Source organism: Pseudomonas sp. F-14 TE3482 (assembly GCF_053629455.1).
Genome location: NZ_JBRJII010000001.1, coordinates 1,460,427 through 1,485,194 on the forward strand (window position 1 = coordinate 1,460,427; position 24,768 = coordinate 1,485,194).

Annotated in this window: 27 protein-coding genes and 1 pseudogene; 14 read left to right on the forward strand and 14 right to left on the reverse strand. The window is 59.9% G+C overall.

Annotated features, from left to right (window positions below; genetic code table 11):
• Positions 1-128 precede the first annotated feature (128 nt).
• Positions 129-1,343: an aldose 1-epimerase family protein gene (locus AB7M26_RS06420; RefSeq protein ID WP_123499497.1), complete on the forward strand. Its 1,215-nt coding sequence runs from the start codon at positions 129-131 to the stop codon at positions 1,341-1,343.
• 42 nt (positions 1,344-1,385) lie between these two features.
• Here AB7M26_RS06420 and pdxR read toward each other — a convergent pair whose 3' ends face one another.
• Positions 1,386-2,885: a MocR-like pyridoxine biosynthesis transcription factor PdxR gene (gene pdxR / locus AB7M26_RS06425; protein WP_123499499.1), complete on the reverse strand. Its 1,500-nt coding sequence runs from the start codon at positions 2,883-2,885 to the stop codon at positions 1,386-1,388.
• Between the two features lie 153 nt (positions 2,886-3,038).
• Between pdxR and AB7M26_RS06430 the strand changes: the two genes are divergently transcribed.
• The 3 genes from AB7M26_RS06430 to glyA are packed head-to-tail and all read left to right on the forward strand — an operon-like array spanning position 3,039 to position 6,443.
• Positions 3,039-4,289 carry a benzoate/H(+) symporter BenE family transporter gene (locus AB7M26_RS06430; RefSeq protein ID WP_123499501.1) on the forward strand — a complete coding sequence of 417 codons (1,251 nt, stop codon included), beginning with the start codon at positions 3,039-3,041 and terminating at the stop codon, positions 4,287-4,289.
• Entirely contained in the window at positions 4,289-5,143 is an 855-nt protein-coding gene (locus tag AB7M26_RS06435) for a YggS family pyridoxal phosphate-dependent enzyme (RefSeq protein ID WP_123499504.1), read from the forward strand. The genes AB7M26_RS06430 and AB7M26_RS06435 overlap by 1 nt, the downstream gene beginning before the upstream one ends.
• Before the next feature lie 34 nt (positions 5,144-5,177).
• Positions 5,178-6,443 carry a serine hydroxymethyltransferase gene (gene glyA, locus AB7M26_RS06440; protein WP_123499506.1) on the forward strand — a complete coding sequence of 422 codons (1,266 nt, stop codon included), beginning with the start codon at positions 5,178-5,180 and terminating at the stop codon, positions 6,441-6,443.
• An 85-nt stretch (positions 6,444-6,528) separates the two neighbouring features.
• On the opposite strand, the pseudogene AB7M26_RS06445 reads toward glyA, so the two are convergent.
• Together AB7M26_RS06445 and AB7M26_RS06450 are read right to left on the reverse strand one after the other, a co-directional pair.
• Positions 6,529-8,021, reverse strand: a pseudogene (locus tag AB7M26_RS06445) (YifB family Mg chelatase-like AAA ATPase).
• Positions 8,022-8,144: 123 nt separating this feature from the next.
• Positions 8,145-8,330, reverse strand: coding sequence for a hypothetical protein (locus AB7M26_RS06450; RefSeq protein WP_123499510.1), 186 nt, complete (start codon positions 8,328-8,330; stop codon positions 8,145-8,147).
• A 250-nt stretch (positions 8,331-8,580) separates the two neighbouring features.
• Here AB7M26_RS06450 and AB7M26_RS06455 point away from each other — a divergent pair, with 250 nt between their 5' ends.
• Positions 8,581-8,859, forward strand: a complete 279-nt coding sequence (locus tag AB7M26_RS06455) for a type II toxin-antitoxin system RelE/ParE family toxin (RefSeq protein WP_123499512.1) — start codon at positions 8,581-8,583, stop codon at positions 8,857-8,859.
• A gap of 8 nt (positions 8,860-8,867) precedes the next feature.
• The gene (locus AB7M26_RS06460) at positions 8,868-9,173 is read left to right on the forward strand and encodes a HigA family addiction module antitoxin (protein ID WP_030129123.1); all 306 of its coding nucleotides are present in this window, start codon (positions 8,868-8,870) and stop codon (positions 9,171-9,173) included.
• A gap of 52 nt (positions 9,174-9,225) precedes the next feature.
• Here AB7M26_RS06460 and AB7M26_RS06465 read toward each other — a convergent pair whose 3' ends face one another.
• Entirely contained in the window at positions 9,226-9,747 is a 522-nt protein-coding gene (locus AB7M26_RS06465) for a BRO-N domain-containing protein (RefSeq protein ID WP_123499514.1), read from the reverse strand.
• Positions 9,748-10,200: 453 nt separating this feature from the next.
• A complete protein-coding gene (locus tag AB7M26_RS06470; protein ID WP_008076132.1) occupies positions 10,201-10,461 on the reverse strand; it encodes an accessory factor UbiK family protein in 261 nt (86 codons plus the stop codon).
• A gap of 418 nt (positions 10,462-10,879) precedes the next feature.
• Between AB7M26_RS06470 and glnK the strand changes: the two genes are divergently transcribed.
• The 4 genes from glnK to sutA all read left to right on the forward strand — a co-directional run bounded on the left by glnK (position 10,880) and on the right by sutA (position 13,659).
• Positions 10,880-11,218, forward strand: coding sequence for a P-II family nitrogen regulator (gene glnK, locus AB7M26_RS06475; protein ID WP_002555808.1), 339 nt, complete (start codon positions 10,880-10,882; stop codon positions 11,216-11,218).
• Positions 11,219-11,253: 35 nt separating this feature from the next.
• Positions 11,254-12,591: an ammonium transporter gene (locus AB7M26_RS06480; RefSeq protein ID WP_123500486.1), complete on the forward strand. Its 1,338-nt coding sequence runs from the start codon at positions 11,254-11,256 to the stop codon at positions 12,589-12,591.
• Positions 12,592-12,805: 214 nt separating this feature from the next.
• On the forward strand, positions 12,806-13,231 hold the full coding sequence (locus tag AB7M26_RS06485) for a secondary thiamine-phosphate synthase enzyme YjbQ (protein WP_123500484.1): 426 nt from the start codon (positions 12,806-12,808) through the stop codon (positions 13,229-13,231).
• Positions 13,232-13,335: 104 nt separating this feature from the next.
• Positions 13,336-13,659, forward strand: coding sequence for a transcriptional regulator SutA (sutA, locus tag AB7M26_RS06490; RefSeq protein ID WP_123500482.1), 324 nt, complete (start codon positions 13,336-13,338; stop codon positions 13,657-13,659).
• 203 nt (positions 13,660-13,862) lie between these two features.
• On the opposite strand, the gene AB7M26_RS06495 is transcribed toward sutA, so the two are convergent.
• Genes AB7M26_RS06495 through lptM form a run of 6 tightly spaced genes read right to left on the reverse strand, consistent with a single transcriptional unit; the run spans position 13,863 to position 18,479 of the window.
• On the reverse strand, positions 13,863-14,570 hold the full coding sequence (locus AB7M26_RS06495) for an HAD family hydrolase (protein ID WP_123500480.1): 708 nt from the start codon (positions 14,568-14,570) through the stop codon (positions 13,863-13,865).
• On the reverse strand, positions 14,567-15,466 hold the full coding sequence (xerC, locus tag AB7M26_RS06500) for a tyrosine recombinase XerC (RefSeq protein WP_123500478.1): 900 nt from the start codon (positions 15,464-15,466) through the stop codon (positions 14,567-14,569). Before xerC ends, AB7M26_RS06495 begins: the two co-directional genes overlap by 4 nt.
• 2 nt (positions 15,467-15,468) lie before the next feature.
• Positions 15,469-16,194 (reverse strand): DUF484 family protein, encoded by a 726-nt coding sequence (locus tag AB7M26_RS06505; protein ID WP_123500476.1) that lies wholly within the window; start codon positions 16,192-16,194, stop codon positions 15,469-15,471.
• Between the two features lie 13 nt (positions 16,195-16,207).
• On the reverse strand, positions 16,208-17,038 hold the full coding sequence (gene dapF, locus AB7M26_RS06510) for a diaminopimelate epimerase (protein WP_123500474.1): 831 nt from the start codon (positions 17,036-17,038) through the stop codon (positions 16,208-16,210).
• 4 nt (positions 17,039-17,042) lie between these two features.
• Positions 17,043-18,290: a diaminopimelate decarboxylase gene (lysA, locus tag AB7M26_RS06515; RefSeq protein ID WP_038980781.1), complete on the reverse strand. Its 1,248-nt coding sequence runs from the start codon at positions 18,288-18,290 to the stop codon at positions 17,043-17,045.
• A 9-nt stretch (positions 18,291-18,299) separates the two neighbouring features.
• Positions 18,300-18,479, reverse strand: coding sequence for an LPS translocon maturation chaperone LptM (gene lptM, locus AB7M26_RS06520; RefSeq protein WP_063342161.1), 180 nt, complete (start codon positions 18,477-18,479; stop codon positions 18,300-18,302).
• A 317-nt stretch (positions 18,480-18,796) separates the two neighbouring features.
• Here lptM and cyaY point away from each other — a divergent pair, with 317 nt between their 5' ends.
• The 3 genes from cyaY to rnk all read left to right on the forward strand — a co-directional run bounded on the left by cyaY (position 18,797) and on the right by rnk (position 20,032).
• Positions 18,797-19,129 carry an iron donor protein CyaY gene (gene cyaY / locus AB7M26_RS06525; RefSeq protein ID WP_429375863.1) on the forward strand — a complete coding sequence of 111 codons (333 nt, stop codon included), beginning with the start codon at positions 18,797-18,799 and terminating at the stop codon, positions 19,127-19,129.
• Between the two features lie 4 nt (positions 19,130-19,133).
• On the forward strand, positions 19,134-19,352 hold the full coding sequence (locus tag AB7M26_RS06530) for a DUF1289 domain-containing protein (RefSeq protein WP_253417645.1): 219 nt from the start codon (positions 19,134-19,136) through the stop codon (positions 19,350-19,352).
• A gap of 269 nt (positions 19,353-19,621) precedes the next feature.
• Positions 19,622-20,032: a nucleoside diphosphate kinase regulator gene (gene rnk, locus AB7M26_RS06535; RefSeq protein ID WP_123500472.1), complete on the forward strand. Its 411-nt coding sequence runs from the start codon at positions 19,622-19,624 to the stop codon at positions 20,030-20,032.
• Positions 20,033-20,037: 5 nt separating this feature from the next.
• On the opposite strand, the gene AB7M26_RS06540 is transcribed toward rnk, so the two are convergent.
• The 3 genes from AB7M26_RS06540 to AB7M26_RS06550 all read right to left on the reverse strand — a co-directional run bounded on the left by AB7M26_RS06540 (position 20,038) and on the right by AB7M26_RS06550 (position 23,936).
• Positions 20,038-22,884: a class I adenylate cyclase gene (locus AB7M26_RS06540; RefSeq protein WP_429375864.1), complete on the reverse strand. Its 2,847-nt coding sequence runs from the start codon at positions 22,882-22,884 to the stop codon at positions 20,038-20,040.
• 193 nt (positions 22,885-23,077) lie between these two features.
• Positions 23,078-23,323, reverse strand: coding sequence for a TIGR02647 family protein (locus AB7M26_RS06545; protein ID WP_007894898.1), 246 nt, complete (start codon positions 23,321-23,323; stop codon positions 23,078-23,080).
• A 328-nt stretch (positions 23,324-23,651) separates the two neighbouring features.
• The gene (locus AB7M26_RS06550) at positions 23,652-23,936 is read right to left on the reverse strand and encodes a hypothetical protein (protein WP_123500468.1); all 285 of its coding nucleotides are present in this window, start codon (positions 23,934-23,936) and stop codon (positions 23,652-23,654) included.
• Positions 23,937-24,061: 125 nt separating this feature from the next.
• Between AB7M26_RS06550 and AB7M26_RS06555 the strand changes: the two genes are divergently transcribed.
• Complete coding sequence (locus tag AB7M26_RS06555; RefSeq protein ID WP_429388401.1) at positions 24,062-24,721, forward strand: glutathione S-transferase family protein; 660 nt, start codon at positions 24,062-24,064, stop codon at positions 24,719-24,721.
• Positions 24,722-24,768: the final 47 nt, after the last annotated feature.

The following is a 24,768-nucleotide window of genomic DNA, read 5'->3' on the forward strand; positions in this document are numbered from 1 at the left end:
AAATCTGCGGATCAATTCCTCTCTAGTGGTCGTCCTTGGCATTTAGCACCAGTGTCTCGATTTTTATGCTTGCTGAAACGTTTCTTCAAGTCTATAAAATTGGCACAACTCCAAGAAAGGCTGCTGCCATGACCCCGCTCAAACTCTTCGTTGCCCTCAGCGCACTGTCCGCTGCTTCCCAAGCCATGGCCTGGGATTATGTTTTGCTCGACACCGACAAAGCCGCCCAGAACTGGCAGATCACCAGCCAGCAACTCGGCGTGAAAACCGACAAACCCTTCAGCGTCACCCTGCGCACTTTGCACGGTGGGCGGCAGGAGGGGGTCAGCATCGTCGACATCGATAACGGCACGATGAAACTCTCGGTGGTGCCGACTCGTGGCATGAACGTCCTGCAGGCCTCGGTCGGCGATGTGCGCATGGGCTGGGATTCGCCGGTCAAGGAAGTGGTCAATCCATCCTTCATCGAACTCAACGGCCGCGGTGGCCTGGGCTGGCTGGAAGGTTTCAACGAACTGGTCACCCGCTGCGGCTATGAATGGGTCGGCCACCCCGGCATCGACAATGGTGAGCTGCTGACCCTGCACGGTCGCGCCGCCAACATTCCTGCGAACAAAGTCACTCTGCACATCGATGAAAAACCGCCGTACGCCATCACCCTGCGCGGTGAGCTGAAAGAACAGGCGTTCAAGAAAGTCGACTTCTCGGTTGCTACCGAACTGGTCACCGAACCCGGCAGCGTAGCGTTCGCCCTCAACGACACCCTGACCAACAACGGCGACTATCCGAAGGAATACCAGGCGCTGTATCACAGCAACTTCGGCACCCCATTCCTGGAACAGGGAGCTCGTTTCGTTGCACCGGTGAAACAGGTGTCGCCGTTCAACGACAAGGCCAAGGGCGATCTGCCGGACTGGCAAACCTACCGCGCACCGACCAAGGACTACGACGAAACGGTTTACAACGTGGTGCCGTATGCCGATGCCAAGGGCGATACGTTGACCGTGCTGCATAACAAGGCCGGCAGCCTGGGGGTTTCGGTCGGCTTCAATACTCAAACACTGCCCGTGTTCTCCCTGTGGAAAAACACCGATACCCAAGGCCAGGGCTATGTCACGGGGCTGGAGCCGGGGACAAGTTTTTCCTACAACCGCCGGTATCAGCGGCCTCTGAACCTGGTGCCGACGATTGGGCCGAAGGAACAGAAGCAGTTCGGGATCAGCTACAGCTTGTTGGCGGATAAGGCGGCTGTGGATAAGGCGTTGAAGCGGGTGAGCGATATTCAGGGTGGGCGGGAGACTGAGGTGCGGCAGACGCCGTTGGTTGATCTGACCAAGGGGTGATGCTGACTCTATGCCTTGGGCCACTGGCCGCTTGACGCTGCTCTACCTGGTTTTCAGCGCATTGGCCAGGCGCAGCATGGCGGCTTCGATTTCATAAGCGGTCAAGGACGAGTAACCCAATAGCCAACCTTGTTTCTTCTGATCGCCGGCGTACAACCGGCTGAGGCCGGAAAGCTGCACGCCCACGCCGGCTGCCTGGCGGATGGTTTTTTCCTCCGACCAGCCATCATGCAGCAGGCAGGGAATTTGCAACCCGCCCTGGGGGCGCAAGGTGGTAACGATGCCGTCCAAATGCTTGCCAATGGCGTCGAGCATGATGGTTCGGCGCCCGGCATAGAGCTTGCGCATGGCCCGGACATGGGCGTTGTAATGGCCGTCTTCCATAAAGCGCGCCAGGGTCAGTTGCAGGATTTGGGGCGTATGGCCGTCCATCATGCTGCGCGCGTAGGTGAAGGCTTTGATCAACTCGTGGGGCAAGACCATGTAGCCCATTCGCAACCCGGGGTAGAGGGTCTTGCTGAAGGTGCCGAGGTAGAGAGTGCGCTGGTACTTGTCGAGGCCCTGCACACAGGCGGTCGGCTGCCCGTCGTAATGAAACTCGCTGTCGTAGTCATCTTCGAGGATCCACTTGCCCTTCTCTGCGGCCCAGTTGATCAGCTCCAGCCGGCGTTCCAGCGGCAAGGTCGCGCCGGTGGGGTATTGATGAGAAGGCGTGACATAGACGCAGTTGGCGCCGCTGCGATCGGCGTACAGCAGGTCGGTGCATATGCCCAGTTCATCGACATCGATGGGCAGAACCTTGGTCTCGGCGGTTTCAAAGGCTTTCCTGGCACCAAAATAACCCGGGTTTTCCAGCAGGATCGGTTTGCCGGCGTCCACCAACAACTGCGCACACAGAAAGAGGGCTTGGCGAGTGCTGCTCAGCACCAGGATCTGGTCGGCGGAGCACTTGGCCCCACGCTCGAGGTTCAAGTAGGTGGCGATGGCCTTGCGCAGCGGCTCGGCACCTTGCGGGTCGCCGTGCAACAGCACGTTGGCGCGATAGTCCTTCATCACCTGGCGTTGCAGACGCTCCCAGACATCGGTGGGGAAAGTGCGGGTTTCCGGCAGGCCGGTCGCAAATGCCTTGATCACCTGCTGATCAGTCACACCGCCACTGTCGAAGATCATCCGCCCGCGCTGGCTCAATCCCGCCCCCGGTGCCGCCTGGTTGCCTTTGACCTCTTGCGCCTTGATGCGTCGGCGCGCTGCGCCGCGCAATTCGGTACCCAGCGTTTCACAGACATAACTGCCAGCCCCCTCGCGCCGCACGATAAAACCGTCGCGGTGCAGTTGCACATAGGCGTTCTCAACGGTATCGCGGGCAATCCCCAGTGATTTGGCCAAAACCCGAGTCGCAGGCAGCTTCAAGCCTGGGTCAAGGGCGCCTTCGAGGATCAATGCACGTAATGCGCGTTGAATCCGCTGGTGCAGATCCAACAGCTGAAACTCGACATCGCTGAGGCGCATTTTGAGCGTTTCCAGTTCGAACGTTCTAGCCATGCGGTCTGCCCTGATTGAATAAATTGGCCTGTAGTAGCAGGCCATCCTATCCGTAGAATCCGCCCCTCGCCACTGCCTCTGCGCTCGGTCATTTCAGCGCTATAAATCCCCTCGCCCGGGCCAACACCTCGTTTTGCAAGGAGCAAAGCAATCGTGTCTTCTTCAGCATCCCCATCGCCCCTGCGTTTACGCGATCTTCTGCATCCGATCGTCGCCGGGCTGATTTCAGTCATCGTCAACTATGGCGGCACGTTCATCCTGGTTTTTCAGGCTGCCAAAGTCGCCGGGCTCAGCCCCGAGATGACAGCGTCGTGGGTATGGTCGGTGTCAATTGGCGTGGGTATTACCGGGCTGTTTCTCAGTTGGGTGAGCCGTGAGCCGATCATCACTGCCTGGTCGACACCCGCCGCGGCCTTTTTGGTCGTCGCGCTGTCGACTACGCCCTATGCCCAGGCCGTAGGTGCGTACATCATTTCAGCCGCCGCCTTCGTGCTGCTGGGTTTGTCCGGCTGCTTCGAAAAAGTCATCCGCCTGATTCCGCCGGGTGTGGCTGCGGGTCTGCTGGCCGGCATCTTGTTGCCGTTCGGTATCGGCGCATTTGGTGGCATGAGTCTTGACCCGGTGTTGGTCGGGTTGCTGATTGCCGCTTACGTTGTGCTCAAGCGCTTTACCGCGCGCTACGCGGTGGTGGGTATTCTGGTGCTGGGGTTGGCGTTTCTTCTGACGCAGGGCCGTGTAGAACTGTCGGGACTGGCGCTGCAATTCGCGGCTCCGGTATTCACCCAGCCTGAGTTTTCGATCAATGCGCTGCTCAGTGTGGCGCTGCCGCTGTTTCTGATCACCCTCACCGGCCAGTACATGCCGGGCATGCTGGTACTGCGCAACGATGGTTTCAGTACCAGCGCTAACCCTATCCTGACTGTCACGGGGCTGGGCTCACTGCTGATGGCACCCTTCGGTTCCCACGCCTTCAACGTCGCGGCGATCACTGCGGCCATCTGCACCGGCAAGGAAGCCTCGGAGGATCCGTCCAAGCGCTGGGTCGCCGGGGTTGCCGCGGGATTGTTCTACATCCTCGTAGGAGTTTTCGGGGTGACCCTCGCCGCAGTGTTCATGGCGTTCCCGCCCACCTTCATTACGACGCTGGCCGGGCTGGCCCTGCTCGGCACTATCGGCGCCAGCCTGGCCAGTGCCATGGCTGACGTCAAAACCCGCGAAGCCTCGCTGATCACCTTTCTGGCGTGCGCCGCAAACATCACCTTGCTGGGGATCGGTGGGGCGTTTTGGGGATTGCTGATTGGTCTGGCGGCCTACGCCTTACTCAATGGGCGCTTGCCGCGTCGCGAGGCAGTGGTCATTCCGGCTGCCGACGCTGTTGCGACGACCAAAGGAGTCACCCACTGATGCTCGATCAATTGGAAGAAACCGTCACCCTTCACGAGCGTCATGGCCGTTACCCACAGGCCACCAGCGTCGAGGACTTTCGCCGCAACCTGGCAGCCGTGCAGCAACGAATCGCCAATGCCTGTCAGCGGGTCGGACGTGATCCGGCGAGTGTGCGCCTGCTGCCGGTCAGCAAGACCTTTGACGAAGCTCATCTGCGTCTGGCCTACGCCGCCGGCTGCCGGCTACTGGGTGAGAACAAAGTGCAGGAAGCGCAGCGCAAATCGCAGGCCATGGCCGATCTGGCCGATCTGCGATGGTCGGTTATCGGCCACCTGCAAACCAACAAGGCCAGGCAGGTGGCGCGTTTTGCCAGTGAGTTTCAGGCGCTGGACAGCCTGCGAGTGGCCGAGGCTCTGGATCGTCGCCTGCACATCGAGGGGCGCCAGCTGGATGTGTTCGTTCAGGTCAATACCTCCGGCGAAGCCAGCAAATACGGCTTGGCGCCCGAAGCCGTCGCGGACTTTTTGTACGCCCTGCCGGCGTTCTCGGCGTTACGGGTGCGTGGTTTGATGACGCTGGCGCTGTTTTCGGCCGACGTGGTCCGTGTCCGCCCTTGCTTTGTACGGCTGCGCGAACTGCGCGAGCGCTTGCGCCAGCACGCCCCGGCGGGCGTCGGGCTGGAGGAACTGTCCATGGGCATGTCTGGTGACTTCGAAATCGCCATTGAAGAAGGGGCGACCGTGGTGCGTGTCGGTCAGGCCATCTTCGGCGCACGTGCCATGCCGGATGCCTACTACTGGCCGATCGCGGATGCCCGTCCGGGAAGTGATGAGCACACAGGAAGCCATCCGATCCTCTCTGCACCGTTGTAAACCGGCTTACTTTCCCAACCAAGGACCCCTTCATATGTACGACTCAACGCTGACCCTTGAAGCATTCGACGCCGAGCTGTGTGAGGCGATTCATAAAGAAGAACATCGTCAGGAAGACCACGTCGAGCTGATCGCTTCCGAAAATTACGCCAGCCCTCTGGTGATGAAAATCCAGAGCACCGTGCTCACCAATAAATACGCCGAAGGCTATCCAGGCAAGCGCTACTACAGCGGCTGCGAATATGTCGATGTGGCCGAGCGCCTGGCCATCGAGCGGGTCAAGGCCCTGTTCAACTGCGACTACGCCAACGTGCAGCCGCATGCGGGTGCACAGGCGAACGCCGCGGTATTCCTGGCATTGATCAATCCCGGCGATACGGTGATGGGCATGAACCTGGCCCAAGGTGGCCACCTGACCCACGGCAACCCTTCAAACTTCTCGGGCCGTCATTACAAGATCGTTCCTTATGGCCTTGACCCGGAGACGGGCTTTCTCGACTACGACGAGATGGAACGTATCGCCCTGGAAACCCGGCCGAAGATGCTGATCGGTGGTTTTTCCGCCTACTCCCGGTACAAAGACTGGGCGCGCATGCGGGCGATTGCCGACAAGGTCGGAGCCATTTTCTGGGTCGACATGGCCCACGTCGCAGGGTTGGTCGCCGCGGGAGAATACCCGGACCCATTGCCGCACGCCCATGTGGTCACCAGCACCACGCACAAGACCCTGCGGGGCCCACGGGGTGGCTTGATTTTGTCCAAGGGGCAAGATGAAGCATTCTACAAAAAACTCGATTCTGCGGTATTCCCGGGTGTTCAGGGCGGCCCATTGATGCACCAGATCGCCGCCAAAGCCGTCGCTTTCAAGGAAGCACTGAGGCCAGAGTTCAAAACCTATCAGACCCAAGTGGTGATCAACGCCCGGGCCATGGCGGCCGTGTTGCAGGAGCGGGGTTACAAGATCGTCTCCGGTGGCACCGATAATCACATGATGCTAATCGACCTGTCCGACAGGCCCTATACCGGCAAGGAAGCCGATGCGGCCCTGAGCAATGCCTGCATCACCGCTAACAAGAACTCGGTGCCCAACGACCCGCGCTCACCGTTCGTGACTTCCGGGCTGCGCATCGGTACCCCAGCCATCACCACCCGTGGTTTCGGCGTGATCGAATGTGAACAATTGGCGGGCTGGTTGTGCGACGTACTGGACGCCCTGGAAAACGGCGACAGCGAAAGGGTCGGGCACCACGTGCGCGAACAGGTGGTGGAGCTCTGCCGCCGTCATCCTGTCTATCGTTAACCCTGTTACTCCGGGGGCGAAAAACCAGGCGCGCGGCAAGGCGCCTGGGACGAACGGGTGCATTCGATGCCAACCTGTTGCGTCTCTAGCTGGGGGCTGATGGCCGATATTGCAGTGCTTCGGCGACGTGGCTGCGACTGATAGCGTCTACTTGTTCCAGATCCGCCAGGGTGCGGGCGACTTTCAGTAGGCGGTGAGCAGCACGAAGCGAAAGGGTTAGTCGCTCGCAGGCGCTTTCCAGCCAGCCTTCATCTGCTTTGGATAACGCGCAATGCTGGCGTAGCCCTGGCAGGTCGAGAAAGGCGTTGGCGCAGCCCTGACGCTGTTGCTGACGCTCCCGGGCCTGGGCAACCAGGGCAGAAGCGCTGGCCGTGTCGTCACCGGCCTTGATCGGGTTCAGCGCCGTGCTTTCCCGGGCTACGGTCAAATGCAGGTCGATGCGGTCCAGCAGTGGTCCAGACAGTTTGTTGCGGTAACGCTGGACCATGTCCGGTGTACAACTGCATTTACCACTGGGCTCGCCAAGATATCCACAGGGGCAAGGATTCATCGCCGCGACCAGTTGAAAGCGTGCCGGGAAGCGTACGCGGTCCTTGGCACGGGAAATCACGATGTGGCCGGATTCCAGTGGCTCTCTCAACACCTCCAATACCTTGCGATCAAATTCCGGGAGTTCATCGAGGAACAGCACTCCGTGGTGGGCGAGGGTGATCTCGCCCGGTTGCGGTTTTGAGCCGCCGCCTACCAGCGCCGGGCCTGAAGCGGAGTGGTGTGGCTGTCGGAAGGGGCGCTGTGGCCAATGACTCAACGGCACACAACTGGCGACCGATTGAATCGCCGCGACTTCCAGCGCTTCACTCTCGGCCAATGGCGGTAATAGCCCTGGCAGACGACTCGCCAACAACGTTTTCCCCGTCCCCGGCGGTCCGCTGAACAGCAAGTTATGAGCCCCTGCCGCCGCAATCAGCAACGCACGCTTGGCGGCAAGTTGCCCCTGCACTTCATTCAGATCGGGATAGGGTTTGCTGGCGTAGAGCAAGCCATTGGACGCGTAGGGGGGATGGGCGTGTGGCCATTGAAATGCGCGACCGCTTCCAGCAAATGATCCACCGCAATCACCTTCAACCCCGACGCCAGGCAGGCCTCCTCGGCATTCGCCCGCGGCACCACCAGCGTGCGCCCGGCCTTGCGCGCCGCCAGCGCTGCCGGCAACACCCCACGAACCGCCCGCACCGCGCCCGACAGCGCCAGCTCTCCCAGGCACTCCACATCATCCAGCGTCAATGTCGGCACCTGCACGCTGGCCGACAGAATCCCCAAGGCAATTGCCAGATCGAACCGCCCGCCGTCCTTTGGCAGATCGGCAGGGGCGAGATTTAAGGTGATGCGTCGCGCTGGAAACTGCAGCCCTGAATTGATGATCGCGCTGCGTACTCGGTCCTTGCTTTCCTTCACGGCGGCTTCGGGCAGCCCGACCATGGTCAGCGACGGCAAGCCGTTGGCCAGATGGACTTCTACGGTGACGGCGGGCGCTTCCACACCGACCTGGGCGCGGCTGTGGACGATGGAGAGGGACATGGTCGTTCCTTGAGCTGTACGGGAACCGCTTCCTGCGGTTTTTTGAAGGGTAGCCGGGGAGTGAGGGTTTAGCGTGGCGGCAAGGGAAGGAAACTTTCGCAGGATGTTGCGAGTGTTGGTGAGCTAATTCGGGAGCTTCGTCAGGCTCGTGCCTGCAAGCCAGCCACTCGGTTCAAGTTCTTTGCCCTGAGCAGCGGCGACATCCAAAAAGCGGCGTTGATTGGCCGATACGCTCCCGGCTAACCGGAGTGCCTCAGCATGATATTCAGCGACGAGTAACAGTTTGGCTTTTTGTTTTTTAGATTTCATAGCGACCTTTTGGATTCGTAGATTGGTTTTTTTTGGGGGCAGTTAGCTTAAGAGGTAGACACGGTTTTGATGCAATGGGAATTGGCGCTTGTTTTTGTAGGACTCGGCTGGATTTCGAAAGCCTTCTGAAGGACTCAGGTAGTCCTTTTCCTAAAGTTTTGAGAGGGGGCCAAGAATCGCAACACCGCGTTTGCATTAGTGAATTCAGGTTATACACTCAAGATTAATGCATAACGTTAAGCTTTAAATTATGATCGTTAGCTTTAAGTGTTCTGAGACCGAGTACCTGTTTCGCAACGGAAAGACCCGTATGTGGTCAGCCATTCTGAGTGTCGTGGAACGAAAGCTGACGATGCTTGATGCTGCTGCCGTGCTGATGGACCTTCGATCACCACCAGGCAATCGATTGGAGGCGCTGGAAGGAGATCGAAAAGGTCAGCACAGCATCCGCATCAACGCTCAATGGCGAATTTGCTTTGTTTGGGGTCTTAACGGGCCAGAGAATGTCGAAATCGTCGATTATCACTGAGGTGAGTAATGACTAAGAATGGTATGCGCCCGGTTCATCCTGGCGAGATCCTTAAAGAGGAATACCTGGAGCCTCTGAGCCTTACGGCTGCGGCCTTGGCCAGAGCGTTGAGCGTTTCGACGCCTACGGTGAACGACATCGTGCTTCAGCGTCGAGGTGTCAGTGCCGATATGGCTCTAAGGCTATCTATCTGCCTGGACACGACTCCCGAGTTTTGGCTGAACCTGCAATCGACATACGATTTGCGAAAAGCCGAGATCGAACGAGGGGCTGCGATCCGGGATCAGGTTGAGCGTCTTCCGCACTGTGCTTGATCCTCTGCTCCTGAACGAACCCCACGCTACGAACGTGGGGTTTTTTTGTCGTTCAGAATGCCTGAAGTATTCGCGACGCACGTTTCCACCACGGCGCATTGACCGAATGCTGTGGCTGTTCTCGATCTGGCAGGATCTGCGGAACATCCTGCAACCGAATCCACGGCTGGTTATTCCAGTGCAGCAAACTCAATGACATCTGCGGCCAATTCAGCAGGCTCAGTATCGGGCGTTCGGTTGAGGTGGGTTGTTGGGCGTCTCTGAGGGCTGGTACTACGTCGTGGGTCAGCCATTCGCGCAGGCCTCGGTATTCGGGGCAGTAGTGGTAGATCAGTAACGCGTAGACGCCGGATTCGCTGATCAGCAGAGTGTTTTCGATGGCTCCGTGGATGAGCATTTGTACGGTTTGGTGTTGGTCGGGATCGAGTTTGCGTAGCGCTCGTTCGTCGAGGAAGAGACGTAGCAGTCGGCCAAGGTCTCGGGCGCTGAACCAGGGTTGGTTTTCCAGGAGGAGGGCGTGGAGGTGGAGTTTGTGGCGGGTGAAGATGTGGGGGGTTAGATAGTTTTCGTCCATGGTGCAGTTCTCGGGGTCGAGTGGAGAAAAACTGCCTCTGATCGTCGCCAAACGAAAAGGGTGGCAGCTGTGCGTGGGTTGGCGAACCGGCGACACCCGAATTCCGGCAGACCCGAAGGTCTCCCATGCACAGCCGCCATAAATCAAGACGGGAAATTTCCCTGTCCGAATGTGTCGTGCTGCATCGGGGGTATCCAGGTCGCCAAACCCAGTGCTGAACATTCAGCATTGGGTGAGCTTAGGAACCGGGGCTTTGCGGCGCAATCGGACGGCGGTGGTTTTCTTGTAGGACGTTGCCGGGGTTATTGAGGGCTTAAAGATCAAAAGATCGCAGCCTTCGGCAGCTCCTACAGGGGTGGTCTGTCCAGTGTGGATGGCTGGTAGACCGAGGCGACCCCATTCGCGGGCAAGCCCGCTCCCACAGGGGATCGCATTTCACAGAGGGTTGGTGCGTTACTCGGCAGGTGGATTGAGCTTCGCTTCCAGCTCCGCCACTTTCGCCTCCAGGCTCTCCAATCGTGCCCGGGTGCGTGCCAGCACGACCATCTGGCTGTCGAATTCTTCCCGGCTCACCAGATCCAGCTTGCTGAAGCCGCTCTGCAACAAAGCCTTGAACTGGCTTTCGATTTCGCTTTTCGGCAGCGGGGTGTCGCCGCTGAAGAGGCGGGAGGCGGTGCCGCTCAGGGCGTCGAGGAAGTCTTTGGGCGCGAGCATGGGGAATGTTCCTGTCAACAATGGCGGGCAGTGTACCACGCAGTGTCTATAGTCAATCTCGGCAGCTGCGATGCACGCTTTTCGCGCAGTCGAGTGGGCAGCCGCGCACTGTTGTTGTGCGTAACGGTTGCCTTAATCGGGCGGAAGGCTCTTGGTCAGCGGCCAAGACATTGAAATCAATGGGTTTTGGATAGATGGCAAGCTTTCTGCTTAGTCGCTGGTGACCCATGCACTGATGCAGTCGCTGTGACGAATGCAGTGCGCCAAGCGGAACGGGGGAAGTTTCGTGCGGAGTGGTTAGCTGGCGTCGGACGGGCAGGTAAGGCCGAACGATGCGTTACAAAGCCAGGCACTGCGCTTAGACTTGAGTCGGGTTTGTTTTCCTGGGGCAAGTCCACCAATTCGGGAGAGAGTTTTCATGAAGCTAGTCACTGCCATCATCAAGCCGTTCAAACTGGACGACGTGCGCGAGTCGCTGTCCGAGATCGGCGTGCAGGGCATTACCGTTACTGAGGTCAAAGGCTTTGGTCGGCAGAAGGGTCACACCGAGCTGTATCGCGGCGCGGAGTACGTGGTCGATTTTCTGCCCAAGGTGAAGATCGATGTCGCCATTGACGACAAGGATCTGGACCGGGTTATCGAGGCGATAACCAAGGCTGCCAACACCGGCAAGATCGGTGACGGCAAGATCTTCGTGGTCAATCTGGAACAGGCGATTCGCATCCGTACCGGCGAAACCGATACCGACGCAATCTAAGCCGCCACAAACCCAACGCCCCAGGAGAAAACAATATGACTCTGCGTAAAATCGCAGGGCTAGGAGCCCTGTTGTCCCTCGTAATGCCCGGCCTGGCCATGGCGGCAGACGAAGTGGCGGCCCCAGTCCTCAACTCCGGCGATACCGCCTGGATGATGACCTCGACAGCCCTTGTGCTGTTCATGACCATTCCCGGTCTCGCGCTGTTCTACGGCGGCATGGTTCGCTCGAAAAACATTCTTTCCGTGATGATGCAGTGCTTCGCCATTACCGGTCTGATCAGCATTCTGTGGGTCATTTATGGCTATAGCATTGCGTTCGACACCACCGGCATGGAGCAGGGCGTCGTCAACTTCAACTCGTTCTTCGGCGGCATGGGCAAGGCGTTCCTCGCCGGTGTCACGCCTTCGAGCCTGACCGGCCCCGCGGCGCTGTTCCCCGAGGCGGTCTTCATTACCTTCCAGATGACTTTCGCCATCATCACTCCAGCGTTGATCGTCGGTGCGTTCGCCGAGCGGATGAAGTTCTCCGCCATGCTGATCTTCATGGGCATCTGGTTCACCCTGGTTTATGCACCGATCGCGCACATGGTCTGGTCCGGTAACGGCGGCCTGATGTGGGACTGGGGCGTGCTCGATTTCGCTGGCGGCACCGTGGTGCACATCAACGCCGGTGTGGCCGGTCTGATTGCCTGCCTGGTGTTGGGCAAGCGTAAAGGTTTCCCGACCACCCCGATGGCCCCGCACAACCTCGGCTACACCCTGATGGGCGCCGCGATGCTGTGGTTCGGCTGGTTCGGCTTCAACGCCGGTTCCGCTGCCGCCGCCAACGGCACTGCCGGCATGGCGATGCTGGTCACCCAGATCGCCACCGCTGCTGCGGCGCTGGGCTGGATGTTTGCCGAGTGGATCACCCACGGCAAACCAAGCGCACTGGGTATCGCTTCGGGTGTGGTGGCCGGTCTGGTTGCAATCACTCCGGCGGCAGGCACCGTGGGCCCGATGGGCGCTCTGGTGATCGGTCTGGCGGCGGGCGTGGTGTGCTTCTTCTGCGCCACCACCCTGAAACGCAAACTCGGTTATGACGATTCCCTGGATGCCTTCGGCGTGCACGGCATCGGCGGTATTCTCGGCGCAATCCTGACCGGTGTGTTCGCGGCACCGGCCCTTGGTGGCTTCGGCACCGTGACCGACATCGGTGCACAAGTCTGGATTCAGTGCAAAGGCGTGGGCTTCACGGTGATCTACACCGCGATCGTCACGTTCATCATCCTCAAGGTCCTGGACGCCGTCATGGGTCTGCGTATTAACGAGGAAGAAGAAGCTGTCGGCATCGATCTGGCGCTTCACAACGAACGCGGCTACAACTTGTAAGCACGCGCATGAAAAATTTGCCCGGCTTGCCGGGCATTTTTTTGTCCGGGATTTGTCAGTGAAGGAAGGGCTGAAAGGTTTTTTCATACACGTTCAGTCCCGTTTACGACGGGCGTTTTTCTGCGGCCAATGGCTTACACGATTGAAGGAATATTAGGGCCTTTGTTTTTTTCCAGAGCGCGCTAGAATGCGCCCCGAACGTGCGGAGAACAGTATGTGGCAACAGACTCTGATCACCTTGCGAGCACGGCCCCGGGGCTTTCATCTGGTAACGGATGAATTACTCGCTGGCTTGCCTGAACTCAAGGCGTGTCGGGTCGGTCTGTTGCATTTGTGGCTACAGCATACCTCGGCGTCGTTGACCATCAACGAGAACGCCGATCCGGCGGTACGTCGCGACTTCGAACGATTTTTCAATCGTCTGATCCCACAAGGAACAGACGGCTATGAGCATAACGACGAAGGCCTGGACGACCTCCCGGCGCACTTCAAGGCCAGCGTACTTGGCTGTCAGCTCAGTTTGCCGATCTCGGCAGGCCGACTGGCGTTGGGGATCTGGCAAGGTGTTTATCTGGGAGAGCACCGTGATCACGGCGGTGCCCGTAAAGTCCTCGCCACCGTGCACGGTGAAGGGGCATGAAAACCGCTGGTTACCAGTGGTAGTTGATTTTTTTCCGGCAGCCGTCGACAGACAGCAAAGCTGGGCTATAACTAATTTGCTTTTCGCAAGTCATGAGGTAGAACATGAGCGACGATGATCTGGAAAACGACGACCTCGAAGTAGGCGACGAAGACGAAACCGAAGAAGGCCTTGAAGCGGCGGCAGAAGACGTCGCTGAAGACGACAGCGGTGATGTGCCCGTTCCGACTGCCAAAGGCAAGGTCAAGGCTGCGGTATCGGTCGATGAGCTGCCGAGCGTCGAAGCCAAGAACAAGGAACGCGATGCCCTGGCCAAGGCCATGGAAGAGTTTCTGGCACGGGGCGGCAAGGTGCAGGAAGTGGAGGCCAATGTGGTCGCCGATCCTCCCAAGAAGCCTGATAACAAGTACGGCAGCCGGCCTATCTAAGCGCCTGCTTCTTGCTTGCTGAAAAAGCCCGCCGTCGCTGCGGGCTTTTTCATGGGTGAGGATAAAAAATCAAAGTTTACGGTGATCCCTGTGGGAGCGGGCTTGCCCGCGATGGGGACATCACATTCGAAATTGATGTCGTTTGACACGCCGCTATCGCGGGCAAGTCGAATCGTCGCACCGCCGCTCCCACAGGTTATGTGTCAGGCGGAAACCGAATTCCACCGCGCCAACAACCCCGGCAACTCGTTCAGGCTACGAATCTCGGCATCTGGCGCCTTCTCGGCTTCCCACACCTTGCCCGCCGGGTTAAACCAGATCGCACGCAACCCCGCCTGCTGGGCGCCGGCAATGTCATCGCCGGGATGGTCGCCAATATGCACCGCTGTTTCGGCGGTCGCGCCGCCCCGCTGCAGCGCTTCATGAAACAGTCGCGCATCGGGCTTGGCGATGCCGATGTCTTCGGCGCACAGGGCAAACTTGAAGTAATCCGCCAGCCCCAATCGACGCACATCGGCATTGCCGTTGGTGACCACGCCAAGCGCATAGTGATTGGCCAGAATTTCCAGGGTCGGTTGCACCTCCGGGAAGATCTCCAACTGATGCCGCGCATGCAGAAACACTTCGAAACCCTGATCGGCCAGGTCGGATGCTTCAGCATGTCCATAACCAGCTTCTTCCAGTGCATGGAACAACACCCGCCGACGCAAGGCACTGATACGGTGCTTGAGGCTCGGTTCGTGGCTCAGCACTCGCTCGCGAATCGACCACAGGTGTTCCACCGGCACTGCGCCAAGGCTCGGTGCTTGCTCGGTCAGCCATTCACGCAATACGACTTCGGCGCTGGCGATCACCGGGGCGGTGTCCCACAGGGTGTCGTCGAGGTCGAAGGTGATCAATTGGATGGTCATGAATCATCGCCTTTAATGCGTTTGGCCCGTGGATGGGCACTGTCATAGACCGTCGCCAGGTGCTGGAAGTCCAGGTGGGTATAGATCTGGGTGGTCTTGATGTCTGAGTGGCCGAGCAGTTCCTGCACCGCCCGCAAGTCCTGAGAGGACTCCAGCAAATGGCTGGCGAAGGAATGTCGCAACATGTGCGGGTGCAGGTTCTGCCCCAGTTCGCGCTCGCCGGCAGCCTTGACCCGTACCTGGATCGCCCGAGGGCCGAGGCGCCGGCCTTGCTGGCTGACAAACACTGCGTCGTCCGCCGGGTTGGTCATGGCTCGCAGTGGCAGCCACAGTTCCAGTGCTTCGCGAGCCTTTTTGCCCACTGGCAACAGTCGAGTCTTGCTGCCCTTGCCGAGCACCTGGACCATGCCGTCAGCCAGATCCAGCTGATCGAGATTGAGCCCGGTCAGTTCGGAAAGGCGCAAGCCGGAGGAATAGAACAGTTCCAGAATCGCCTGATCCCGACGCGCCAGAAAATCATCCTCTACGGCCCCCTCAAGCAGTTGCAGCGCGCGGTCAGTGTCGAGGGTTTTCGGCAGGCGACGTTCGCCCTTGGGCGGCGCCAGGCCATTGGCCGGATCGTGGTCGCACAGTCCTTCGCGGTTCAGATAGTGATAGAGCCCACGCACCGCCGACAGCAACCGCGCCAGACTGCGGGACGATTGACCTTGGGAGTGCAGGCGCGCGATCAGGCTGCGCAGGCGCTGGATGTCCAGCGCGGCCCAACTGCTGATGTTCTGTTTTTCGCACCAGCCCAGCACTTTATCGAGGTCGCGGCGGTAGGCGTACAGTGTGTGCGGCGACACCTGCCGCTCACTGCGCAGGTGTTCGCAGTAAGCGTCCAGTTGTCGTTCCATGGTCAGCGTACCGAGCGCAGGGAGTTGTTGACCCGTGGCAGCACGCGGCCCATGACTTCGGCGATGTAACTCAAAAACAGCGTGCCCACCGAGCTCTTGTAGTGCTGCGGATCGCGGCTGGCGATGGCCAGGACGCCATGGATGCCCTGATGGCTGATGGCGACGACGGCGGTGGAGCCGATCTGCTTGCGCTGTTCTTCACCGAACAGGAAGTCCAGTTCATGCTCACGCAGGCTGCCGCTGACGCTTTTGTCTTCCGAGAGCAAGCCGCCGATGGCCGTTTGCGCCTCGGCATGCGTCACCCAACGACCCACCGGCATCGGGTTGTCGCCCAGCAGGATCAGGCTGACGAAGGGTACCTGGAAGTCTTGGCGCAGGCTGTCTTCAACGCTGATCACCACATCTTCCAGGCTGGTGGCGTCCATCAGCGCGAGGATCAGGCGGCGGGTCTTGTCAAAGAGTCGATCGTTGTCGCGGGCCACGTCCATCAAGTGCGAGAGGCGATGACGCAACTCGATGTTGCGGTCGCGCAGAATCGTCATCTGGCGTTCGACCAGCGAAATGGTGTCGCCGCGCTGGTGCGGAATTCGCAGGGCCGGGAGTAGTTCTTCGTGCTCGATGAAGAAATCCGGATGAGCCTCCAGGTACGCGGCAATCGCCGCCGCCTCAAGGCTTTCGGAAGGAGATTCGTCGGGCTGTAGGGCGGGAACCTGGGGCTTGTCGGTCATGGATTTGGCTCACTCAAAGACGCACTTGTCCTTCGTATACGCGCACTGCCGGGCCGGTCATCATGACCGGTTGGCCAGGGCCTGCCCATTCAATGGACAGACGCCCGCCGGGCAGGTCGATCAATAGCGGCGAATCCATCCACCCCTGGCTGATCGCGGCCACTGCGGCAGCACAGGCGCCGGTTCCGCATGCCTGGGTTTCCCCGGCCCCGCGTTCCCAGACGCGCAACTGCGCACGGCTCCGGTCGATGACCTGGAGAAAACCGACATTGACCCGCGCCGGGAAGCGCGGGTGATGTTCGATTTTCGGCCCCAGTTCATGCACCGGTGCGTTGTTGATGTCGCTGACCCGCAACACGGCATGGGGGTTGCCCATGGACACCGCGGCCAGTTCGACCATGGTGCCGTCGACGTCGACCTGATAGCTCAGGGCCTGGCTCGGGGCGTCGAATGGAATCTCGGCCGGCACCAGGCGCGGGGCGCCCATGTTGACGCTGATCTGGCCATCGTTGCGGATGTCCAGTTCGATGATGCCGCTTTTGGTCTCTACGCGAATCAGCCGCTTGGCGGTCAGGCGCTTGTCGAGTACGAAGCGGGCGAAGCAGCGCGCACCGTTGCCGCACTGTTCCACTTCGGAGCCGTCGGCGTTGAAGATCCGATAGCGGAAATCCACGTCCGGGTTGCTGGGCGCCTCAACGATCAGCAACTGGTCGAAGCCGATGCCGGTGTGCCGATCGCCCCATTGCTTGGCGTGCTTGGGCAGGATGTGCGCGTGCTGGCTGACCAGGTCGAGGACCATGAAATCGTTGCCCAGGCCGTGCATCTTGGTAAAACGCAGCAGCATGGTTTTACTCCGGCAGCAGGCTTTCGCCAGCAAACAACTCGGCTACCGTCTCACGGCGACGCACTTCAAATGCCTGATCACCGTCCACCAACACTTCAGCGGCGCGGCCACGGGTGTTGTAGTTGGAACTCATGACAAACCCATAGGCACCGGCCGAATGCACGGCCAGCAGATCGCCTTCTTCCAGGGCCAGTTGACGATCCTTGGCCAGGAAGTCGCCGGTTTCGCAGATCGGGCCGACGATGTCGTAGGCGCGAGCGGCGCTGTTGCGCGGGCGCACGGCGGTGACGTCCATCCAGGCTTGGTACAGCGCCGGGCGGATCAGGTCGTTCATGGCCGCGTCGACGATGGCGAAGTCTTTGTGCTCGGTATGCTTGAGGTACTCGACCTGGGTCAGCAGCACGCCGGCGTTGGCGACGATGAAACGGCCCGGCTCGAACACCAGCGCCAGGTCACGACCGTCGAGACGCTCGCGCACGGCTTTGATGTAGTCGGCAGCCAATGGCGGCTCTTCATCGCGATAACGCACGCCCAAACCGCCACCGAGATCGATGTGGCGCAGGTAGATGCCGCAATCGCCGAGACGGTCGACCAGGCCCAGCAGGCGGTCAAGGGCGTCGATGAACGGCGGCAGGGTGGTCAGTTGCGAACCGATGTGGCAATCGACGCCGACCACTTCCAGGTTAGGCAGTTGCGCGGCACGGATGTATACGTCTTCGGCGTCGGCGATGGCGATGCCGAACTTGTTCTCTTTAAGACCCGTGGAAATGTACGGGTGGGTGCCGGCGTCGACATCCGGGTTCACGCGCAGCGAGATCGGCGCGCGAACGCCCAGCTCGGCGGCCACTACTTGCAGGCGTTCGAGCTCATCGGTGGACTCGACGTTGAAGCAGTGCACGCCGACTTCCAGCGCACGACGCATGTCGTCACGGGTCTTGCCGACACCGGAGAACACGATCTTGTCAGCAGTACCGCCAGCGGCCAGCACGCGTTCCAGCTCGCCACGGGAAACGATGTCGAAACCGGCGCCCAAACGCGCCAGGACATTCAGTACACCCAGGTTGGAATTGGCCTTGACCGCAAAGCAGACCAGGTGCGGCATGCCGGCCAGCGCATCGGCGTAAGCCAGGTACTGGGCTTCGATGTGGGCACGGGAGTAGACGTAGGTCGGTGTACCAAAGCGCTCGGCGATGGCGGACAGGGCAACCCCTTCCGCGAACAGCTCACCGTCACGGTAGTTAAAAGCGTCCATAGCGTTCCCTTAGTAGACGTCGTGCTTGTGGGCTTTCGACGGAGTCTGCTGCGACGATTTGGCTTGCTCTGCTGGGTCCTGATTTTCATCAGGCAGGTACAGCGGGCCTTTTTGACCGCAGGCCGATAATAAGCTGACAAAAGCGACGAGCGAAGCGAGCGCAGCAAGGGAAGAGATCAGGCGCTTCATGGCGAAATCCTTGAAAATGCGTTAATTGCGCCGGAGTATACCGGCCACCCGGCAGCTTGCCTATGCGACGGGGCTCCCGTCCGGCGGGCCTTCGCCGGATGTTGTCCGGCGAGGTGCAATCCCTGTGGGAGCGGGCTTGCCCGCGAAGGCGTTGGTTCAGTCAACAAAGATATTGAATGTACTGACCCCTTCGCGGGCAAGCCCGCTCCCACAGGTGTACCTATATCGGTGCTTGATCGTTATCCTTTGCAATCACCGGGGCTCGCCCGTATCTTGCGGCGCTTGAGCGTGAGTAGACACTTTTTGAGGTTCCCGCAATGAGTTTGACCGAAGCCCGTTTCCACGATCTGGTCGATGCCACCCAGCAGACGCTGGAGGATATTTTTGACGAGTCTGACCTGGATATCGATCTGGAGAGCTCGGCCGGTGTGCTCACCGTCAAGTTCGAAAACGGCAGCGCGCTGATCTTCAGTCGCCAGGAGCCGCTGCGTCAGCTGTGGCTGGCGGCGGTGTCCGGCGGCTTCCACTTCGACTACGACGAAGAGAGCGAACGCTGGATGTGCGACAAGAGCGAAGAGCAACTGGGCGAAATGCTCGAACGCATCGTCAAGCAGCAAGCCGACGTCGAACTCGATTTCGAAGGTCTGTGAGATCGTGACCCAGCCCGCCCCCGTTCGTCCGCCCAAACCGCTTTACAGCAATGTCAGCCCGGCGGTGCCTTCGCCGTGCAGCGGCGTGTGTCGGCTGGATGAGCAGAAGGTTTGTCTGGGGTGTTTCCGTCATGTCGAAGATATTCGCGAATGGCGCTCGGCGGATGATGAGCGGCGGCGGGTGATTTGTGCGCAGGCTGCACAACGCAAAGTATTGGCTTAAGGGCTTTTGTGGCGAGGGAGCTTGCTCCCGTTCGGCTGCGCAGCAGTCGTGAACTTTTCGGGGCCGCTACGCGCCCCAGCGGGAGCAAGCTCCCTCGCCACAAAGTTACTCGCCAACCCTAAAGAGGGCGTTCAGCGGCCTCACTTGTATATTTATTGAGCTGTGATAGTGTCCAGAGACGCCTCAACCCATCGAGGCTCGTGAAAACCCCGCCTTTTTCTGGCGGGGTTTTGCTTTTTTCGTGCAGAAGAAAGGAGTCTGCCCTGATCATGACCGCACCTTCCATCACCCTTACCCGTCTGGACGTGCAACGTCTGGAGCGCCTGATCGACAGCCTGGATGACACGCTGCCGGGCGTTATCGCGCTGCAAACCGAACTGGATCGCGCCGATACCCTGGTCGGTCACGATGAAGTGCCCGCCGATGTCGTGACCATGAATTCCCGTGTGCATTGCCGTGAAGAGAGCAGCGGCAAGGACTATCACCTGACCCTGGTTTACCCCAAGGATGCCAACGCCGACGAAGGCCGGATTTCCATTCTGGCGCCGGTGGGCAGTGCTTTGCTGGGCTTGAAAGTCGGTCAGCACATCGACTGGCCGGCTCCGGGCGGCAAGACGCTGAAACTGACCCTGCTGGAAGTGGAATCGCAGCCGGCCGAGGGCGGCCACTTTCCGGAATAAACCCCTCAGACCTGCTCGAGCGCTTCGTTCAGTGCGCGCTCCAGGTCGGCCTTGTAGCGCAGGTACAGCTGGCTTGAACCCTGGCCATCACCGAGCAGGCCCGACAGGTCCAGGTCGGTGATGTAGCAGCGATAGCGTTCGGTCTTGCGGCGCTGCTCGACGATTTCCCGGGCGACCACGCTGAACAGTTGGTCGCCATACTCCAGCTCGGAAAATTCCCGCTGATTGCAATACAACGTGACCTGCACCTGCCCTGGTGCGGCTTTGCCGATGATGGCTTGTACGTCATAGAACGGTTTGTCGACCGGGTTTTGCGGTGCTGGCCGAGCTTCGACTCGACGCGCCCGTGGGGTACCTGAAGGCAACAACTGGTAATACAAAGTGTCCAGACTCAATGGCTGGGCGGCGTCCATCGGCAGCAAGGCATCGCGCCGGTACTGGATCGATTGCAGGAAGCGTTGCAGCGGCACCAACAGGCTTTGCTCGTCGTGATAAGGCAAACGCTGCTGCCACAGGGCATTGAATTCATCCAGAACATACACATCGGCCTGGTGTTCGTTGATCCGGTAGAACACCTGAACGCAGTCGGGTTGCCCCATGGGCAGGATCAGCGCCAGGTCGTGGTCTTCCAGTGCCATCGGGTCCAGATGAAACGGGCTGTAGCTCGCCAGTTCTTCGCCGAGGTAATCGAACAGCGCCGGCAGGGTGGCGAGGGCAATGTGATTGACCTGGCCCGGCACCAGCTCCAGCACATGGTAGTGCTGCTGGACCTGAATCAGGTAACGATGATTGAGTTTGCTCAGCAGCAGGGTCTGCGCGGTGTCGAGGATTTCTTCGACCCGCCGGGCAATGAATTGGGCGCGGTTGTGGCAGAAACAGCGCACCCGCAGCTTGGGCTGTTGTGGCCCGTCCGGCAGGGTACTGAGGTAATCGCGCAGGCAGTCGAGCAGGGCGTGGGGACCGTCAAAGCGGCTGACCAGCACTTCGTTCCAGCTATTGAGCGTGACCTGATCAAGGGTCAGCACCAGGTTTTCTCGCACGCCGGCGTAACTCAGCGAGTCGGTGCGCTCGGTGGTCATCAGGATGTTCAGGTCGCGATGGTGCTTGAGCGGGTCGATGCCGACGTTCACCAGAATCAACACTTCGCTGGGCACACTGGCGCGCAGCAAAGGCTCTTCGGCGACAGTGGTCAGGGGCAGGGCGATGCTTTGTTGCAGGCTGCCGAGCAGGTTGAACAGTTCGAACTCGCTCAAGTCGCTGGTGCCGGGGTGCAGGGCCAGGCGGGTGCTGCTGTCGATCACGCCGTTGCGGTGGCACCAGGTGAGCAGTTCCAGCAGCTGGCGGCTGCGTTTGATCGGCGCGAAATGCTCCCATTCGTGGGCGGCCAGGCTGCCGTTGTACAAACCCCATTGGGTTTGCCCCGGTTCTTTCTTGTTTGGCGCCTGCACCAGCGTCAGGGTGTCTTCGGCCAGATCGGGGGCGATGCCCGGGTTGATGAATTCGACCTTGTCGGCCTTGCGCTCGAAGGCCGCGTACAGCCGCCGGCCCAGCACATTGAGGTCGCGCTTGTTGATCAGGCTGACGGTTTGTTCGTTGCGGGCAAACTGCGTCAGGAAGCGGTAGCTGTAATTCAGTTCGCCGACCAGGGCTCGGCGTTCGGCGCTGACCTGGCGGACCTTCCACTGGCTGCGGCTGTCGAGCAATGCGAGCTGACGCTGATCCCACTGCCATTCATGGGCCAGGCGTTCGAGCAACGAACGCTGCCAGTTCTGGGTGCGACCACTGCTGCCGGTGAGCTTACGGTTGACCTTCAAGTACAGCGCACGGCGTACCAGCTCCAGGCGTTCCGGTTCGCCCCGGGCCGTGAGGTATTCCTCGATGCGCCGGTACACCACGACGTATGGATCCAGTTCGTCGAGGTCCAGTTGGTTGGCAAATACCGCCTGCTTGAAGCGCAGGCTCAGGCAGTGGACCTTGGGGTGTTCGCTGGCATAGACCTCGGTCAGCAGCAGTTTGAGCACTGATTTGTAGGGTGATTCGATGCCTTTGAACAATTGCCAGAGTCCGGCACCGATGAATTCCCCGGGCGGGATGTACGCCAGATGCCCCAAGTCCAGAGTCTCGTCGGCACGGATGAAGCGCTTGGATAACAGCGTGTGGGTATAACGGTCGTACGCCGACTCTTCATAAACCGGTACCAGCCACCAGATGGGTGTACGGCCAGCCAGCCAGATCGCGGTGCGGTAGAACTCGTCCAGCAGCAGGTAGTGCTGGGTGGTGCCGCAGTCTTCCGAACTCAGTTGGGTATCGCGCTCGCCGAGCACGAAGCGAGCAGGGTCGATCAGGAAGAAATGTGCCTCGGCACCCTGGCTGGCGGCCCATGTCTCAAGCAGCTGGCATTTCTTGCGCAGTTCTGTGAGCTCGCTTTCGCTCAAGTCCGGCCCGTGACAGACCCAGACGTCCATATCGCTCTGATCGGCCTGGGCCAAGGTACCGAGACTGCCCATCAGGAACAGGCCGTGAATCGGTCGTGGCGGATTGCTGCCGTGGCGCGGCTTGTAGGAAAACGAGCGGGTCAGGCGCTGGGCTTCGGCAAGGGCGTTGGCGTCAGGTTCGAAATTCGACAGCCCGGCCGGGGTGCTACCCGAAACGTAACCCGGCAACAGCGGATGATTGACGTGGAAAAACAGCGGCAGCAAGGTCAGCACCGTTTGCTGGCGGGTCGACAACCCTTCCATGGCACGGGCCATGCGGCCCTCGTTGAGCTTCAGAAAACGGGCGCGCAGCTGGCTGAGAACCTTTCGGTCGATTCCCTCGTCCAGATCGGGGCGGATTTCATGGGTGCGGGTCATGTCAGCTCAATCCGGCTCGCGGGGCTCGGACGTGGAGGGCTCGGGATGAGGGGCAGTTTAGCGCCTCGGCCCCGGGACTTTTAAGCTGATTTTGTATTTCTGGCGTCAGGTTTCTATCGCACGGCGACAGCGGGCACCAAGTGTGCCCGCGGAAATCCCGTGACAGAGGTTTCCGTGGGCGAGGCGGTGAGGCTCAGGCTGTTTCGCGCACGGACAGAATGGTTAGAACGGTTTGCACATTTTGTGCAGCGTCACGCCCCAGGCTGGTCAGATAACCGCCATCGGGCTGGGTGATCAATTCTTTATCGAACAGTCTTTGGGCGGCGGCAATGGCTTTCGGGGCAGCGGTCTGATGAATTTTCAAACCTTCCTGGGAACTGTCCAGGTTGAAGAGGGCGAGGATTTCCAGTTCGGCAACCAACTCAGGGGTAAGCGACATAAGGACTCCAGACTTTCTAGGAATTGGACGATAGCGCTCCTAAGGTGAGCCCACTCGCGCAGCATGTCCAGTGCTCGTAACAGGGTTTTTTCGCCTTGGGGTGGTTTCCAGTTTAGTCAGCGTCTGGGGTAAGGCGGTACTGATTGGTGACAATCTATGTGGAGGCGGGCTTTTGTGGCGAGGGGGCTTGCCTGTGGCGAGGGAGCTTGCTCCCGTTGGGTCGCGAAGCGGCCCCAAAAGCTTTGCGACTGCTACGCAGCCGAACGGGAGCAAGCTCCCTCGCCACAGGCAAACCCCCTGGCCATAAGAGCCCCATGACAGGGCTGGCTTATTTCTTTTCCGGCGGCAACTCTGGCAGAGCGCGCAGCGCAGCTTCGTACCATTCGGTGTTGAACGCGCGGTCTTCTTCGAGGATCGCGTCGATTTCCACCGCCAGCACGTGGGCCATCAGGTTGAGGATTTCCTCACGCTCGTAACCCACCAGGGTCAGCTTGTTGAAGGTCGCCTTGGCCGCTGGCGGGTTATCGCTTTCGATCTGGTTCTCGATCGCTTCGATCAGGGTGTTTTCGGCGAACTCTTCTTCGTCGATCTCGATATCAGTTGGCTCGCTCATGGCAGGCTCCTCAAGTTAAGGCGGCCAGTTTACCTGCATTCAGCGCTGTGATGCTGCTGGCAGGAAGTGCCCGGGCGTTCTATAACTGGCGCTGCCAACCCCTTGCACGGCCTGGAGGCTATGTAATGCTCAAGCTTTATGGATTTTGCGTCAGCAACTACTACAACATGGTCAAGCTGGCGTTGCTGGAGAAGGGACTGCCGTTTGAAGAAGTGCCGTTTTACCCAAGCGCCAGCCCCGAGGCACTGGCCATCAGCCCGCGCGGAAAGGTCCCGGTGCTGGGCGTCGAACAAGGATTCATCAACGAAACCAGCGTGATTCTCGAGTACCTCGAGCAGAGCCAGAAAGGCACGCCGCTGCTGTCCAGCGAGCCCTTCGAGCGAGCGCAGGCGCTGGCGTTGGCCAAGGAAATCGAGTTGTACATCGAACTGCCGGCGCGCGCCTGCTACCCCGAAGCGTTTTTCGGCATGTCTGTGCCGGAGGCGATCAAGGACAAGACCAAGGCCGAGCTGCTGCTGGGGGTCGCCTCGCTGGGCAGGCATGGCAAGTTCGCCCCTTACGTATCGGGCGACAGTCTCAGCATTGCGGATTTGTATTTTCTGTACAGCGTGCCGATGGCGCGTGCCGTGGCGCAGAAGCTGTTTGATATCGACCTGTTGGCCGAGATGCCGGCGGCCAGGGCGCTGCTGGAGCGTCTGGGGCAGACCCCGCATGTGCAGCGGATCGCAAAGGATAAAGACGCGGCGATGCCTGCGTTTCTGGAGATGATCGCGTCCAAAAAGTAGGTTTTGTAGTGCTCTGAAGTCAGTCATCGCGGGCAAGCCCGCTCCCA

Coding starts and splice junctions, on each gene's coding strand:
- AB7M26_RS06420 (WP_123499497.1), top strand. CDS start 129: ATGACCCCGCTCAAACTCTTCGTTGCCCTCAGCGCACTGTCCGCTGCT.
- pdxR (WP_123499499.1), bottom strand. CDS start 2,885: ATGGCTAGAACGTTCGAACTGGAAACGCTCAAAATGCGCCTCAGCGAT.
- AB7M26_RS06435 (WP_123499504.1), top strand. CDS start 4,289: ATGCTCGATCAATTGGAAGAAACCGTCACCCTTCACGAGCGTCATGGC.
- glyA (WP_123499506.1), top strand. CDS start 5,178: ATGTACGACTCAACGCTGACCCTTGAAGCATTCGACGCCGAGCTGTGT.
- AB7M26_RS06450 (WP_123499510.1), bottom strand. CDS start 8,330: ATGAAATCTAAAAAACAAAAAGCCAAACTGTTACTCGTCGCTGAATAT.
- AB7M26_RS06455 (WP_123499512.1), top strand. CDS start 8,581: ATGATCGTTAGCTTTAAGTGTTCTGAGACCGAGTACCTGTTTCGCAAC.
- AB7M26_RS06460 (WP_030129123.1), top strand. CDS start 8,868: ATGACTAAGAATGGTATGCGCCCGGTTCATCCTGGCGAGATCCTTAAA.
- AB7M26_RS06465 (WP_123499514.1), bottom strand. CDS start 9,747: ATGGACGAAAACTATCTAACCCCCCACATCTTCACCCGCCACAAACTC.
- AB7M26_RS06470 (WP_008076132.1), bottom strand. CDS start 10,461: ATGCTCGCGCCCAAAGACTTCCTCGACGCCCTGAGCGGCACCGCCTCC.
- glnK (WP_002555808.1), top strand. CDS start 10,880: ATGAAGCTAGTCACTGCCATCATCAAGCCGTTCAAACTGGACGACGTG.
- AB7M26_RS06480 (WP_123500486.1), top strand. CDS start 11,254: ATGACTCTGCGTAAAATCGCAGGGCTAGGAGCCCTGTTGTCCCTCGTA.
- AB7M26_RS06485 (WP_123500484.1), top strand. CDS start 12,806: ATGTGGCAACAGACTCTGATCACCTTGCGAGCACGGCCCCGGGGCTTT.
- sutA (WP_123500482.1), top strand. CDS start 13,336: ATGAGCGACGATGATCTGGAAAACGACGACCTCGAAGTAGGCGACGAA.
- AB7M26_RS06495 (WP_123500480.1), bottom strand. CDS start 14,570: ATGACCATCCAATTGATCACCTTCGACCTCGACGACACCCTGTGGGAC.
- xerC (WP_123500478.1), bottom strand. CDS start 15,466: ATGGAACGACAACTGGACGCTTACTGCGAACACCTGCGCAGTGAGCGG.
- AB7M26_RS06505 (WP_123500476.1), bottom strand. CDS start 16,194: ATGACCGACAAGCCCCAGGTTCCCGCCCTACAGCCCGACGAATCTCCT.
- dapF (WP_123500474.1), bottom strand. CDS start 17,038: ATGCTGCTGCGTTTTACCAAGATGCACGGCCTGGGCAACGATTTCATG.
- lysA (WP_038980781.1), bottom strand. CDS start 18,290: ATGGACGCTTTTAACTACCGTGACGGTGAGCTGTTCGCGGAAGGGGTT.
- lptM (WP_063342161.1), bottom strand. CDS start 18,479: ATGAAGCGCCTGATCTCTTCCCTTGCTGCGCTCGCTTCGCTCGTCGCT.
- cyaY (WP_429375863.1), top strand. CDS start 18,797: ATGAGTTTGACCGAAGCCCGTTTCCACGATCTGGTCGATGCCACCCAG.
- rnk (WP_123500472.1), top strand. CDS start 19,622: ATGACCGCACCTTCCATCACCCTTACCCGTCTGGACGTGCAACGTCTG.
- AB7M26_RS06540 (WP_429375864.1), bottom strand. CDS start 22,884: ATGACCCGCACCCATGAAATCCGCCCCGATCTGGACGAGGGAATCGAC.
- AB7M26_RS06545 (WP_007894898.1), bottom strand. CDS start 23,323: ATGTCGCTTACCCCTGAGTTGGTTGCCGAACTGGAAATCCTCGCCCTC.
- AB7M26_RS06550 (WP_123500468.1), bottom strand. CDS start 23,936: ATGAGCGAGCCAACTGATATCGAGATCGACGAAGAAGAGTTCGCCGAA.
- AB7M26_RS06555 (WP_429388401.1), top strand. CDS start 24,062: ATGCTCAAGCTTTATGGATTTTGCGTCAGCAACTACTACAACATGGTC.